The following is a 13,840-nucleotide window of genomic DNA, read 5'->3' as shown; positions in this document are numbered from 1 at the left end:
GTGACCAGACCAACGGCCGCAGCACAGGGCGGCGGCACCTTCCTCAAGGCCGCGACAGCACTGCAGACCCTGACCCTCTTCTTCCAGTCGGTCACCGCCGGCATGCTGCTGACTTCGTCCCACGGCTACCTGATGCACGACATCGGGTCGAAGGTGATGTACGCGGCCGCCATGCTGTACGTGCTCGCCACGTTCCTGTCCTGGCGCCCGGGCGGCGGATCACCCCGCCCCGTCCTGTACGCCACCGGCTTCCTCCTTCTCGCCTCGGCACAGGTCGCGCTGGGAGTAGCCCACGTGCCTGCGCTCCACGTCCCCCTGGGCGTGGTGATGTTCGCCCTCAGCACCCTGGCCCTTGCTCGGGCACTGGACCCGCGCTCGCTGCCGCGTCCCGCTGTCAGGCCGTAGCCGCCTCGTCAGCGCGGCGGGTCGGCAACCAGCGCCGGAGCCGCGCATGACCAGGTCGGACCCCTACCAGAGAGGCAGGACAACTCATGTCCGTTCGATCCGTGCTCGCAGTGGCCGCCACCGCCGTCCTGATCGGCGGTCTCGCGTTCGCCGAACCGGCCGCCGCGGACCCCTCGGCCCAGCCGGTCGCCGCGAGCGTCTTCACCGTGAGCGTCGGCCGGGCCGGGGCCTTCCTGTCGGCACTGGCCGGCCTCCTCGGCGCGGTGGGCGGCGGCCTGGCCCTGGCCCGCCCCACCAGACAGGGGCACATCCGCACCTGGGCCCGTCGGAACGGAGCCGCAACGGCTCTTGTGGCCGGTCCGGTCGCACTGACCGTCGGCGGGACGATCGCGGCCACCGCCGACGGCGGTCTCGGTACCGGCAACGGGCTCGGCGGCGCATATGTCGCCATGCTGTTGGGCCTCATCTCGGTCACCCTCGGATGGCAGGCCCGCTCCCGCACCCGCCGAACCCGCTGAACGACCGGTACCACCGATGAACCGCCGGGAACGGCCGGGACCTGCTCTCGACGGCGACAGCCCGGACGGCACCGCTTACCGCCCGCTCCCCGCCCGACGGAATCCCACCGAACCTCCCCATCGAGACGTTGCGCGCACCTTACGGGTCGTCACCGACAGGCACGCTTGCGCCGGCTCAGCTCCTGCTCATCACTTCGCGCACCGATCACCCCTGAGCGGTCCCCGACCCGACCCGGAAAAGCCCCTGACCGAGGCTCCAGTTGGGCGGCCGCGCGTCTACCGTGACGAGGGTGCCCCGGCCGGGTCCGCATGCCTGACACGAGCACTCTCTTCACGAGGAGGATCCATGCCGTCAAGGGGCAGATCTGTACTGCGGCGCCTCGCCGCGCGGGGCACGGTCATGGCTGTGGGGGCCGGCATGGCCGTTACCGCCGGCCTCGCCGCCGCTCCCGAAGTCCGCGCGTCGCCCGCTGCCACAGGGCCCCTGCGGTGGGCCCCCTGTGACGACCCGGCGAAACCGGGAGCCGAGTGCGCCACCCTCTCGGTGCCGGTCGACTGGACCCACCCGGAGGGGCCGAAGTTCGATCTGGCCGTGGCGCGCCGCAAGGCCACCGACCCCGGCGCACGTGTCGGCTCGATGGTGTTCGGCCCCGGCGGGCCGGGCGACTCGGGCGTACAGATGGTGGTGGGCAACGTCGGCCGGTTCAGCCCCGAGGTCCGCCGCAGGTTCGACATCGTCAGCTTCGACCCGCGCGGCGTGGGCCGCAGCAACCCGGTGACCTGCTCCAGCGGCCTGCTCGCCGAGCGGCCGTCGCCGGAGCTGAAGAGCCAGGCCGGCTTCGACGCCACGCTGGCGTACAACAAGCGGCTCCGTGCCGACTGCCGGGCCCGCACCGGCCCGGTGTTCGACCACCTCGACACCGCCCAGACCGTCCGTGACGTGGACGCCCTCCGTGTCGCCCTCGGCGAGCGGAAACTGACCTTCCACGGCAGCTCGTACGGCACGCTGCTCGGGGCGCAGTACGCCGAGACCTACCCGCGCCGCGTGCGCGCGATGGTGCTGGAGAGCGTCATCGACCACAGCGTCGCCGCCACCGGTGACTTCCTGCGCGCCGAGGCGGCCTCGGCCGAGGATTCGTTCCGGGAGTTCGTGAAGTGGTGCGACGGGACCGCGGACTGCGCGCTGCACGGCCGCGACGTCCGCGCCGTCTGGCAGGCCCTGCTGACCCGGGCCGGACGCGGCGAGCTGGAGGACCCGGCGAAGCCGGGCAGCCCGCTGTCGTCGCCGGACCTGGTCAACAAGGTCGCGTTCCGGAAGTTCTACGAGGCCGACTACGCGGGCCTGGCCACGGCGATCGCGAGGATGCACGCGGGCAGGCCGCTGCCCGCGTCGCCCACCTCGACAGCGCCGCTGCCTCCGGCCGCACCGGTCTTCTGCTCGGACTGGCACCTGCCGGTACGTGACCACCGGACGTACGCCTCGCTCGTCGCCATGATGAACAGGACCGCGCCCGACCTGCCCTACCTGCTGCCGATCCACATGGTGGCGGCCTGTCTGGGCGCGCCGACCGCCAACCCGCAGCACCGCCTGGACGCCCGCGGTGTCCCGCCGATCCTGGTGTCCAACGCGCTGCACGACCCCGCCACCGGCTACCCGTGGGCGGTCTCGGTGGCCCGGCAGCTCGGCCGCAGCGGCGTGCTCCTCACCTACGAGGGCCACGGCCACGGCAGCGTCACCAGCGGCCCGTGCATGGAGAACGCAGTGGACAGCTACCTCACCGACCTGACACTCCCACCGCGGGGCACCAGCTGCCCCGCCCTGGACCCGGTCAACGCGGCGGGATCGCCGCCTCGGCGGCTGCCTTGATCCGGGCAGCGAAGGCGGGGGCGTCCTTGCGGGCGGCGGTGAGTGCCAGGCCGACGAGCACCTTGCCGAGTCCGTGGCCCTCCAGCACGTTGTGGAGTCGGACCCGCGTCCTGCCGTCGGCCAGCGACTCCAGGTCGTAGCCGCCCTCAGCCACCGCCACGCTGTTCTTGGACACCTCGGTCCACCGGATCCGCGCCGGTGCTTCGAGCTCGGTGATACGGAACTCCCGGGCCGTCTTCACCCCGGCGTCCTTGACCGTGCTGCGGAAGATCGTGCCCACGGCGGTCGGGCTCTCGGGAAGCCGCTCCATCCTCAGCACTCGGGGGCTGAACTGTGGATCGTTGCGCCCGTCGGCGAGGTAGTCGAACACCGCCTCGACGGGCCGGTCGATCTCGGTGGTCGCTTCGAACTGTCCTGACATGAGGGCTCCTCGGTCACTTGGTCCGCGCGGTCGTGAAGGGCCGTCAGTGCGTCCTGCCGTAACGGCATGGAGACTGCCGCGGCGGCATCAGGACCCTACGGGAGCGCCGGGCGTCCCGCGAGGCGACCAGCAGGCCATCAGCGTGCCGGCCTGGAGTGATGAAAGGAGTCTGGCCGTCAGACGGGTGGCCATTGCTCCGTACGCCACACCGCAGATCAGGGAGACGAGCAGGGCCGCCAGGGGGGAGTGGTCCCGCAGGTGGGGATAGATCTGGAAGTGCGTCAGGTAGATGTAGAGCGAGCTGCCCGCCAGCACGCCCGCCAGCCGGTTGACCGGGTCGATGCTGGGCAGGGCGGGCACCCAGAGCAGCAGGACGAAGCCGCCCAGCACGATCGACGTCCGCAGGGTCTGCTCCCCGGGGAAGAGACCGGGCACGGTGACCAGCGCGACCGCGGTCAGCCCCAGGCGCTGTGCCGCCGTGCCGGCCCGGGCCGCCGCCCAGCCCAGCGCGAACAGGAAGAAGACCACGGTCGGGCTCAGGTGGAAGCGGACGTGCGCGAGGCCCCATGGGTCGTAGCGGCCGACGAGCCCCAGGGCGACCAGTGCCAGGGCGAAGCCGAAGGGGGTGCGCCGCTCCGCGCGGTGCAGCCAGGGGATCGCCAGCAGAACCGCCAGCCCGGCCAAGAAGTAGACCAGCGCCTCGACGAACCAGTAGCGCCATTCGGGGTCGGAGTTGTCCTGTTCGAAGAGGCTGTTGGCCAGGACGACGTTGGCCAGGTCGTATTCGCGGGTCAGCAGCATCGCGAAGGCGATCCACACCATGCTCGGAACGGCGATGCGGGCGATGCTCCGCACCGTCCTGCGCAGACGCTCCCGGCGTTCGCCGACGGAGAGGTGGAAGCGCGCGAAGTTGTATCCGGCGACGCCGAGCAGCACGTGGGCGCCGCCCTGGACCAGGAAGACGGGGATGTGCGAGCCGACGACGAGGACGATGCCGACCGCCCGCAGGGCGATGCCCGTCTCCAGGCTGCGCCGCAGCCCGCGCCGCGGGACGGCGGGGGGAGTGCGCCGCGCGGTGTCCGGGGCCCGCAGCACGCGGATCGGTGTGGTGTGCCAGTCGGCGGGCAGCACGCCCAGGGCCTGCTCCAGCCGCAGCGACATCTCGACGTACGAGAGTGAGTCGCCGCCCAGACTCACGAAGCTGCTGTCCTCGGTGACGTCGGTCCGGTCGAGGATCTCGGCGTAGAGGGCACAGAGGTCGTCGTCGCCGGGGGCCGGTGCCGAGGCGGAAGCGTCGCCGGCCAGCCGCCGTACCGCTTCGTAGTCCGTCTTGCCCGAGGCGAGCCGCGGAAGTTCGGCCACCGGCAGCACCTGTATCGCGCGCGGCGGCAGACCGCAGCTCTCGCTCACCAGCCGCCGTACGGCCGTCGCCTCCGCACCCGCCGTGCTCGCCGCGACGACGGTCAGCACGTCGTCGTCGCCCACGCACGCGGCGCTGACGCCGTGTCCTTCCAGTTGCGCCTCGACCCGGTGTGGGTCGAGGCGCAGACCGAGGATCTTGATGAAGCGGCTGCGCCGCCCCACGATCTCGTACAGCCCGTCGGGAGCGCGCCGGGCGATGTCCCCGGTAGGCAGTTCCTCCAGGGTCCGGCCGAGGGCGAGGTCCGCGGGCGTCTCGGCGTAACCGAGCATGACGTTGGGGCCCGAGTAGACCAGTTCGCCGGTGTCGGGCGATGTGAAGCCGTCGACCGGCCGCAGCCGGAAGGAGCCTCCGGGGATCGGCACGCCTATGGTCTCCGGGCGCTCGTGCGCGAGCGCCGGTGGCAGATAGGCCATGCGGGCCGTCGCCTCGGTCTGCCCGTACATGACGAACAGCTCCCAGCCGGATCTCCGGCCCAACTCGGCGAACGCGGCGACTCGTTCGGGTGCCAGGCGGCCACCGGCCTGGGTCACGTAGCGCAAGTGGGGCAGCCGCATGTGGGCGAAGCCGACCCGGTCGAGCAGGTCGAAGGTGTACGGCACCCCGGCGAGCGCGGTGCCGCGGGCCGCACGGAACTCCTCCCAGAAGGCGGTGTCGGCGACCGACCGCTCGGTGAGGATCAGCCCGGCGCCGCGCAGCAGGTGACTGTGGATGACGGACAGGCCGTAGCAGTAGTGCGGGGGCAGGGTCGTCGCCACGCGGTCGGACTGACGGATGCCCAGGTAGCCCGCTATGGACTCGGCGTTGGACTGGAGGTTGTCGTGCGACAGCCGGACCAGCTTCGGTGAGCCGGTCGAACCGGAGGTGCTCAGCAGCAGCGCCAGATCGGGGTGGAGGGTGTGCGTGCTCGTCCGGCGCCGCTCGTCGAGGGTCCAGGTGCCGTGGTCGTCCGGGCGCGCGACGACGTCGGGGTCGTAGGCGGCCGTCAGGGCGTCGATGGTGGAGGTGCTGTCGCCGGGGACGAGCAGGACGGGGTGGCCGCCGGCGAGGGCCGCGAGGTGGACCACGAGCGCGTCGGCCCGGTTGGCACCGGCCAGCAGCACGAGGCGGCGCGTGCGGCCGAGGCGTTCGGCGGTGGCGGCGACCCGCTCCGCGAGCGCCCGGTAGGGGACCTCACCCGATGGCGTGATCAATGCGGTGCGATCTCCGTGAGCAGCGAGGTCACGCGCGAACGGAACCCCCGGTCCACGCGCGGGCGGCTGCGGCGCCGAAAGAGGGGCAAAGCGCGGAAACACCGTGGTCAAAGGGGCCGGGGCAGGTCGGGACGAGTCGATCACGGGCGCGCAACCTTTCTGCGGCAGCGTCCGCAAATAGCACAGATCCCTTGACGGTTAGGCAAGCTTTACCTTATTCATAGCATGTTCACAGCTGGCTTGAAAGCATCGTTTCGCCGCTCGCTGACCCGACGCCGCGACCCGCGGCGTACCGGCGAGCCACCCAGGAAGGCACACCACATGCGACGCCCCTCGGCTCGCCGGATCACCGCGCTCCTCGCGGCCGGCCTGCTCCTGCCCGTCCTCGCCTCCTGCGGCTCCGGCGACGGCAAGGGCGGCTCCGCGGAGGGCGGCGACTCCGCCCTCGTCATCTACTCCGGGCGCAACGAGAAGCTGGTCAAGCCGATCCTGGACAAGCTGGAGAAGGCGGTCGGCGCCAAGGTCGAGGTGCGCTACGGCGACAGCGCCGAACTGGCCGCCCAGATCCTGGAAGAGGGCGACCGCACCAAGGCCGGGCTGTTCTTCTCGCAGGACGCCGGTGCCCTGGGCGCCCTGTCCAAGGAGGGCATGCTCGCGAAGCTGCCGCAGTCGAGCCTCGACGAGGTGGACAAGGCCTACCGCGGCGAGGCGGGCGACTGGGTGGGCCTGTCGGGGCGGGTGCGTGTCATCGCCTACAACCCGGACAAGGTCGCCGAGGGCAAGGTCCCGGACCGGGTGGCCGACGTGACGAAGCCCGAGTGGAAGGGCAAGGTCGGCTTCGCGCCGACCAACGCCTCCTTCCAGGCCTTCGTCACCGGCATGCGCGTCCTGGAGGGAGACGACGCCACCCGGCTGTGGCTCAAGGGCCTGAAGGCCAACGGCAAGGTGTACACCAACAACCTCGCCACCCTCGACGCCGTCGAGTCGGGCGAGGTCTCCCTCGGCCTGGTCAACCACTACTACTGGTACGAGCGGGTCGCCGAGAAGGGCGAGGACAAGGTCGGCGCACAGCTCAAATTCCTGCCCGGGGGAGACCCCGGCGCGCTCATCAACGTCGCCGGCGTCGGCATCCTCAAGGACGGCGGCCAGGCCGGGACCGCACAGAAGGCTGTCGACTACCTGCTGTCCAAGGAAGCGCAGACCTACTTCGCCGACACGACCAAGGAGTACCCGCTGGCCGCGGGCGTCACCAGCAACGTCGAAGGCCTGCCGCCATTCGAGTCCCTGGAGTCCCCGGACATCGACCTGGGCAAGCTCGAATCCCTCCAGGAGACGCTGGCCATGCTCCAGGACGTCGGACTGGTCTAGGAAGCGTGAGAAGACCGGCAGAAACCCTGAGTTCGACGTGACCACATCGGCATCCGGAGGCCGCCCGGCCGGAGCACCCGCTCCCGCCGGGCGCCGCCCCGTCCGCACGACGGATGGGGCCCCCGCCGGCCGCAGACCTCCGTGGGTCCTGCTCGTCCCCGCCTGTGTCGCCGCGCTGTTCGCGCTGCTGCCCCTGGGCTACCTCGCGGTCCGCGCCTTCGAACGCGGTCCGCGCTACGCCTGGGACGTCGTCGGCGACGAGCGGACGCTGCAACTCCTCGCCCGCAGCCTCTCCCTGACGGCCGCCGTCGTGGCAGCCTGCCTGGTGCTCGGCGTCTCCCTGGCCTGGCTGACCGTACGCACGGCCCTGCCCGGGGCACGCGCCTGGTCGGTGCTGGTCACCCTGCCGCTCGCCGTGCCCAGCTACGTCGCCGCCTTCGCGTGGCTGGCCAGCGCACCCCGGACCGCCGGGTTCGGCGGGGCCGCGCTCGCCCTCACCCTCGTGAGCTTCCCCTACGTCCACCTTCCGGTCGCCGCCGCGCTGCGCGGGATCGACCCGGCTCAGGAGGAGGCCGCCCGCTCTTTGGGCCACGGACCGGTGCGCACCTTCCTGAGGGTCACGCTGCCCCAGCTGCGCCCGGCCGCCGCGGGCGGAGCGCTGCTCGTCGCGCTGTACGTGCTCTCCGACTTCGGCGCCGTCTCGCTCATGCGGTACGACACGTTCACCCGCGCCATCCACACGTCCTACCGCGCCTCCTTCGACCGCACCCCGGCCGCCGCGCTCAGCGTCGTCCTGGTGGTGATGACGGTGGCGCTGGTCGCCGCCGAGACCCGCACCCGGGGGCGCGCCGGCCACGCCCGGACCGGCGCCGGCACCGCCCGCCCGGCCGTCCCGGTGCCTCTCGGGCGCTGGCGGATCCCCGCCCTGGCCTGGTGCACCACGCTGGTGGCCGCGGCGGTGGCGTTCCCGCTCGGCACCCTCGGCTACTGGCTGGCCGTGGGCAACTCGGCGACCTGGGACGTGGGCGCGCTCGGGGAAGCCGCCTGGACCACCCTCGGCGTCGCCGCGGCCGGAGCCGCCCTGACCACGCTGTTGGCACTGCCCGTCGGGGTGATCGCCGCACGCCACCGCGGAGGCGGAGCCCGGCTGCTGGAACAGGCCGCCTACGCCGGCCACGCACTGCCCGGCATCACCGTCGCGCTGTCCCTCGTCTTCTTCGCAGTGCGCTACGCCTACCCGCTCTATCAGCAACTGCCCCTGCTGATCGGCGCCTACGCCGTGCTGTTCCTGCCGGTCGCGGTCGCCGCCACTCGCGCCGCCGTACTCCAGGCGCCACCCGTCCTGGAGGACGTGGCCCGCTCCCTTGGCCGTTCGCCCCTGCGGGTGCTGCGGGAGGTGACCGTGCCGCTGGCCGCACCGGGAGTCGCGGCTGGCGCAGCGCTCACCTTCGTGGTCTGCATGAAGGAACTGCCCGCCACGCTGCTGCTGCGCCCCACCGGCGTGGACACGCTGGCCACCCGGCTGTGGACCGAGACCGGATCCGGCTCCTTCGCGGCCGCCGCACCCTACGCCGCGGCCCTCATCCTCCTGGCCGCCGTCCCCTCCTACCTCCTGGGCAGGCACCGCACATGACCGACCACGGCAACGAGCTCCGCATCGAGCAGCTCACCAAGTCCTACCGTTCCGGCGCCCCGGTTCTCCAGGGCCTGGACCTCACCGTTCCGGGCGGGACACTGGCCGCCGTGCTCGGCCCCTCCGGCTGCGGAAAGACCACCCTGCTCCGCGTCATCGCCGGGTTCCTGCGCGCCGACACGGGCACGGTCGCGCTCGACGGACGCACCCTCGCCGGGCCGGGCGTGCACCTGCCGCCGGAACGGCGCCGCATCGGCATCGTGCCGCAGGAAGGCGCCCTCTTCCCGCACATGACCGTGGCCCGCAACGTGGCGTTCGGGCTGACCGGCCTCGACCGCGGCGAGCGCCGCCGCAGGACGGCGGACATGCTCGACCTCGTCGGACTGGCCGGATACGGCGACCGCATGCCGCACGAACTGTCCGGCGGACAGCAGCAGCGCATCGCCCTGGCCCGGGCCCTGGCCCCACGCCCCGCGCTCGTCCTGCTCGACGAACCGTTCAACGCCCTCGACAGCGCGCTGCGCGCCGGAGTCCGGGCGGATGTGCGATCCGCCCTGCGAGCGACCGGGGCCACGGCCCTGCTGGTCACCCACGACCAGCAGGAAGCCCTGTCCACGGCCGACCTCGTCGCCGTCGTACGGCAGGGCCGTGTCGCCCAGTGCGACACCCCCCAGGACCTCTATCGGCGCCCCGCCGACCCTTGGGTCGCCGGTTTCGTCGGCGATGCGGTCCTGGTCCCCGCGACGGTGCACGGGAGCGGCTCCACGGCCACCACACCACTGGGAACCGTGACCTTGACCGCCCCACCGCAAGGCCGCAGCACAGGCACTGTCGTCCTGCGCCCCGAGCAGCTGCAACTGACCGACGCGGACACGGAGGAGGCCGTGCGGGGCACGGTCAGGGACGTCTTCTACTACGGCCACGACGCCAAGGTGACCCTGGCCGTACAGGGCGTCGACGACCCGGTCGACGTCCGCGTCTCGGGGCCGCTGTCGGTGGGCCCCGGCCAGGAGGCCGCGATCCGCGTGACCGGCGAGGCGACACTGCATCCGTAGCCGGCCCGGCCGAACGCGAGCCCGCAGAGGTGATGAGGGCTCAGGCCTGGCCGCTGATCTGCCGCTTGCCCGCCTCGACGGAGACGGGAGACTCCCCCATGCTCTCGAAGACGTACGCCGTGTAGCACGTGCCGCGCCCGATGGCCTGGTGAGCCCGGACGATCGCGATGACCTCGTCCCACTCGCGGGCGTCGAGTTCTCTCAGCCCGGGCCAGCGCACGCACAGGGCCTGCCGGCCGGCCCGGGTGGACGCGGTGCCGGCGAACAGGGCGGAGAGCCGGGCCGCCCTGTGGAGTACGGGGGTGGTCCAGTCGAGGACCCGGTGCGTGGTGAAGCCGGCGGCGGATGCCATCAGCGGGTACCGCTCGTACGGCTCGATGTCGTCGAAGCGCCAGGTGCCGCGTACCAGGCCGTTCGGGTCCAGGGCGCCGATCGGCTGATCGGTACGGGACGTGACGTCCACGAGGACGAGCCGTCCGCCGGGGCGGAGCAGCCGGAAGCATTCGCTCAGGAAGGACGTACGGCCTTCATGGCCGAAATGGAAGGCGGCTTCCAGGCAGTGCACGCGGTCGAGGGAGCCGTCAGGCAGGGGGATGTCCGCCGCCCGCGGTGGCAGGGCCGTCGCGTCCGCGACGGCGAAGCGCACGCCCGAGCGGCTGCCGAAGCGGCGACGGGCCTGGTCGATCTGCGAGGGCTGGATGTCCACCCCCAGCGCCCGGCAGCCGGCGGCGCCCAGCCGCGCCGTCGTGTCACCGCGACCGCACCCGGCGTCGAGGACGAGCTGCCCGGGCCGGGCATCCAGCAGCGCCAGCGACCTGCGGGCCAGACGGCGCTGAAAGAACACCGGCCCGACCAGGGCCGCGAGCGGCAGGGTGGGCAGCGTGAAGTAGCCGATGTTGGCCAGGTCGTCCCAGCCGAGGTGCCGGAGCACCCTGAAGAGCACGCTCTCGTCGCTGTAGGCACCGGCGAGGTCGCCGCTGTCACCCATCCCGCATCCCCTGCTTCCCGACACATCTGTGGCCCGCTGCCTGTATCACCGCCCCGACCTGTATCTACACTGAGCTCATTAGGGATGTTCGTGACATACCGGAACCATCATGCGCTACCAGCGGATGCTCGTACCGGTCCTCGCCCTGGTTCTCGTCATGGTGCCCGCTACCTGCGCGCAGGCACAGGGTGAGGAAGTCCCGCGCGGGCCCACGTTCGCCGCGCGCGCTCTGCAGGCGCTGATCGACGGCATCCAGTTCGGAGTGATCATCGCGATCACCTCGGTGGGACTCTCGCTGATCTTCGGCACCATCCATCTGATCAACTTCGCGCACGGCGAGTTCGTCACCATCGGCGCCACCTTCGCGTTCTTCCTCAACGCCTCCCCGGCCGGTCCCGGATGGCACCTGATCCCCGCCGCCCTCGCCGCGGTGGTCTTCGGCGCCCTGCTGGGCGGGGCGGTCGACCGCGGCATCTGGCGCCCGCTGCGGGCCCGGGGCACCGGGCTGATCAACATGTTCATCGTCACCATCGGGCTCTCGCTGCTGCTGCGCCACGTCGTCCTCGTGCTGTACGGGACCCGGCCCGCCTCCTACGCGCAGTACGACATCCAGAGCGCCCTCGACCTGGGCCCGGCCGGTATCACCCCGCGGGACCTCACCGTCACCCTGCTCTCCGTACTGGTACTGCTCGGCACCGCCGCGCTCCTGCAGAAGACGCGGATCGGCACGGCCGTCCGGGCCGTCTCCGCCAACCGGGACCTCGCCGAGGCGTCCGGCATCGACGTGCAGCGGGTGGTGCTTTTCGTGTGGATGCTCGGCGGCGGGCTGGCCGCGCTCGGCGGTGTCTTCTTCGGCCTGGTGGAGATCGTCACCTGGGACATGGGCTTCAAGCTCCTGCTGCTCATGTTCGCGGGGATCATCCTGGGCGGCCTCGGCTCCGCCTACGGTGCGATGGTCGGCAGCCTCGTCATCGGCATCGTCGCCCAGATGTCCACCCTCTGGTTCCCGGTCGACCTGCAGTACGCGTGGGCGCTGCTCGTCCTCATCCTCGTCCTCCTCGTCCGGCCGCAGGGCATCCTCGGCCGGGCCGAACGCGTCGGGTGAGGGGTGTGCCATGGACTTCTCGGCCATCGTCTCCGACGCCCTGCGCTCGGGAATCGGCCCCATCGCCGCCGTCTACGCCCTCGCCGCGATGGGACTGAACCTGCACTTCGGTTACACGGGCCTGCTGAACTTCGGCCAGGTCGGGTTCATGCTGGTCGGCGGTTACGGGCTCGCCATCACGGTGTCGACGTACGGCGGCCCGATGTGGCTCGGCGTCCTGGGCGGAATCGCCTGCGCGATCGTGCTGGCCCTGCTGCTCGGCCTGCCCACCCTGCGGCTGCGCGCCGACTACCTCGCGATCACCACGATCGCGGCGGGGGAGACGCTACGGCTCTTCTACCGGTCCAGCTGGGCCGAGCCGGTCACCGGCGGGGTGTTCGGACTGCAGCGCTTCGCCAACGACTTCTACGCCCTCAGTCCCATCGAACCCGGCACGTACGGCGTGTGGCTCGTGCGGTTCAGCTCCCGCGACCTCTGGGTGATGATCGTCGGATGGGTGCTGGTGGCCGTGGTCGGAGGCCTCCTCGCCCTGCTGATCCACAGCCCCTGGGGCCGGGTCATCCGGTCGATCCGTGAGGACGAGGTCGCCGCACGCAGCCTCGGCAAGAACGTCTACGCCTACAAGATGCAGAGCCTCGCCCTCGGCGGCGTCATCGGAGCGGTCGCGGGCATGATGCAGGCCATCCAGGTGCAGTCCGTGAACCCGGACAACTACGACCCGGGCGTCACGTTCTTCCTGTACACGCTGCTCGTCCTCGGGGGCGCCGGGCGGATCCTCGGGCCGGTCGTCGGCTCGGTCCTGTTCTGGTTCGTCCTCAGCTTCCTCGACAGCGCGCTGCGCCAGGCCATCGACGCCGGGCACATCTCGCCGGACCTCATCAGCACCTCGGAGGTCGGCGCGGTGCGCTTCGCTCTCGTCGGGGTCGCCCTCATCCTGCTGGTCGCGTTCCGGCCACAGGGCATCCTCGGCAGCCGGAAGGAGATGCTGCTCAGTGGCCGCTGAACCGGTCGTGCCCCGCCCGGGCCGGCTCTCCGCGATCGATCCCGAGCCCGGGGTGCGCAAGCCCGACCCCCTGCTGATCCTGGACCAGGTGACCCGCACCTTCGGCGGCCTGGTCGCCGTGCGGGTCGAACACCTGGAGGTGCAGCGCGGGGCGATCACGGCGCTCATCGGCCCCAACGGCGCCGGCAAGACCACGTTGTTCAACGTGGTGAGCGGGTTCGACCGGGCCGACGGCGGCCGCTGGTCGTTCGAAGGGCAGCCGCTCACCGGCTCCCCGGCACACCGGGTGGCGCGGCGGGGACTGGTCCGCACCTTCCAGCTCTCCAGAGCGCTCGCCCGGCTCACGGTGCTGGAGAACCTGCTCCTCGCCGCCCCCGGGCAACGCGGCGAAGGGGCCCTGCCCGCGCTGCTGCGACCGTTGTGGCACGGGCAGGAACGGGAGTCCGAGCGCCGGGCCGACGAACTGCTGGACCGGTTCCGGCTCGGGCCCCTGCGCGACGACTTCGCCGGCACCCTCTCCGGCGGACAGCGCAAACTGCTGGAACTGGCCCGCGCGCTCATGACCCGGCCGGTGATGCTCCTGCTCGACGAACCGATGGCCGGGGTGAACCCCGCGCTGGCCCAGTCGCTGCTCGGACACATCACGCGGTTGCGGGACGAGGGGCTGACGGTCTGCTTCGTCGAGCACGACATGGACGTGGTGATGGGCATCAGCGACTGGGTGGCCGTCATGGCCGACGGCCGCCTGGTCGCCGAGGGCCCACCGCACACGATCGGCCGGAACACCGCCGTCGTCGACGCCTACCTGGGCAAGCGGCACGACGAGCCGGAGGCGGCCGGCGAACAGGGCGAGGAGGAGTAGCG

General features: G+C 71.9%; 12 protein-coding genes. 9 read left to right on the top strand and 3 right to left on the bottom strand.

Annotated features, from left to right (window positions below):
* From RFN52_RS00835 to RFN52_RS00825, 3 genes are all read left to right on the top strand, one after another.
* Entirely contained in the window at positions 1–405 is a 405-nt protein-coding gene (locus RFN52_RS00835; protein ID WP_184854570.1) for a hypothetical protein, read from the top strand.
* 86 nt (positions 406–491) lie between these two features.
* The gene (locus RFN52_RS00830) at positions 492–923 is read left to right on the top strand and encodes a DUF6223 family protein (RefSeq protein WP_184854571.1); all 432 of its coding nucleotides are present in this window, start codon (positions 492–494) and stop codon (positions 921–923) included.
* A 346-nt stretch (positions 924–1,269) separates the two neighbouring features.
* A complete protein-coding gene (locus tag RFN52_RS00825; protein WP_184854572.1) occupies positions 1,270–2,790 on the top strand; it encodes an alpha/beta hydrolase in 1,521 nt (506 codons plus the stop codon).
* Here the strand turns inward: RFN52_RS00825 and RFN52_RS00820 are convergent.
* Together RFN52_RS00820 and RFN52_RS00815 are read right to left on the bottom strand one after the other, a co-directional pair.
* Positions 2,753–3,211 (bottom strand): SRPBCC family protein, encoded by a 459-nt coding sequence (locus RFN52_RS00820; RefSeq protein WP_184854573.1) that lies wholly within the window; start codon positions 3,209–3,211, stop codon positions 2,753–2,755. The genes RFN52_RS00825 and RFN52_RS00820 overlap by 38 nt on opposite strands.
* Before the next feature lie 87 nt (positions 3,212–3,298).
* Positions 3,299–5,824, bottom strand: coding sequence for an AMP-binding protein (locus tag RFN52_RS00815; RefSeq protein WP_374050143.1), 2,526 nt, complete (start codon positions 5,822–5,824; stop codon positions 3,299–3,301).
* Between the two features lie 321 nt (positions 5,825–6,145).
* On the opposite strand from RFN52_RS00815, the gene RFN52_RS00810 reads away from it, so the two are divergent.
* Genes RFN52_RS00810 through RFN52_RS00800 form a run of 3 tightly spaced genes read left to right on the top strand, consistent with a single transcriptional unit; the run spans position 6,146 to position 9,880 of the window.
* A complete protein-coding gene (locus RFN52_RS00810) occupies positions 6,146–7,192 on the top strand; it encodes an iron ABC transporter substrate-binding protein (RefSeq protein WP_184854574.1) in 1,047 nt (348 codons plus the stop codon).
* 37 nt (positions 7,193–7,229) lie between these two features.
* Positions 7,230–8,825, top strand: a complete 1,596-nt coding sequence (locus RFN52_RS00805; protein WP_184854575.1) for an ABC transporter permease — start codon at positions 7,230–7,232, stop codon at positions 8,823–8,825.
* On the top strand, positions 8,822–9,880 hold the full coding sequence (locus RFN52_RS00800) for an ABC transporter ATP-binding protein (protein ID WP_184854576.1): 1,059 nt from the start codon (positions 8,822–8,824) through the stop codon (positions 9,878–9,880). The genes RFN52_RS00805 and RFN52_RS00800 overlap by 4 nt, the downstream gene beginning before the upstream one ends.
* 40 nt (positions 9,881–9,920) lie before the next feature.
* Here RFN52_RS00800 and RFN52_RS00795 read toward each other — a convergent pair whose 3' ends face one another.
* Positions 9,921–10,868 carry a class I SAM-dependent methyltransferase gene (locus RFN52_RS00795; RefSeq protein ID WP_184854577.1) on the bottom strand — a complete coding sequence of 316 codons (948 nt, stop codon included), beginning with the start codon at positions 10,866–10,868 and terminating at the stop codon, positions 9,921–9,923.
* A gap of 109 nt (positions 10,869–10,977) precedes the next feature.
* Here RFN52_RS00795 and RFN52_RS00790 point away from each other — a divergent pair, with 109 nt between their 5' ends.
* The 3 genes from RFN52_RS00790 to RFN52_RS00780 are packed head-to-tail and all read left to right on the top strand — an operon-like array spanning position 10,978 to position 13,838.
* Complete coding sequence (locus RFN52_RS00790; RefSeq protein WP_184854578.1) at positions 10,978–11,973, top strand: branched-chain amino acid ABC transporter permease; 996 nt, start codon at positions 10,978–10,980, stop codon at positions 11,971–11,973.
* A 10-nt stretch (positions 11,974–11,983) separates the two neighbouring features.
* On the top strand, positions 11,984–12,976 hold the full coding sequence (locus tag RFN52_RS00785; protein WP_184854579.1) for a branched-chain amino acid ABC transporter permease: 993 nt from the start codon (positions 11,984–11,986) through the stop codon (positions 12,974–12,976).
* The gene (locus RFN52_RS00780) at positions 12,966–13,838 is read left to right on the top strand and encodes an ABC transporter ATP-binding protein (protein ID WP_184854580.1); all 873 of its coding nucleotides are present in this window, start codon (positions 12,966–12,968) and stop codon (positions 13,836–13,838) included. Before RFN52_RS00785 ends, RFN52_RS00780 begins: the two co-directional genes overlap by 11 nt.
* Positions 13,839–13,840 lie beyond the last annotated feature (2 nt).

Origin of the sequence: Streptomyces collinus, assembly GCF_031348265.1 — a bacterium.
In the GTDB taxonomy this organism is placed as follows: domain Bacteria; phylum Actinomycetota; class Actinomycetes; order Streptomycetales; family Streptomycetaceae; genus Streptomyces; species Streptomyces collinus.
The sequence above is the reverse complement of the archived record's forward strand: the minus strand, read 5'-3'. Positions and strand labels throughout refer to the sequence as shown.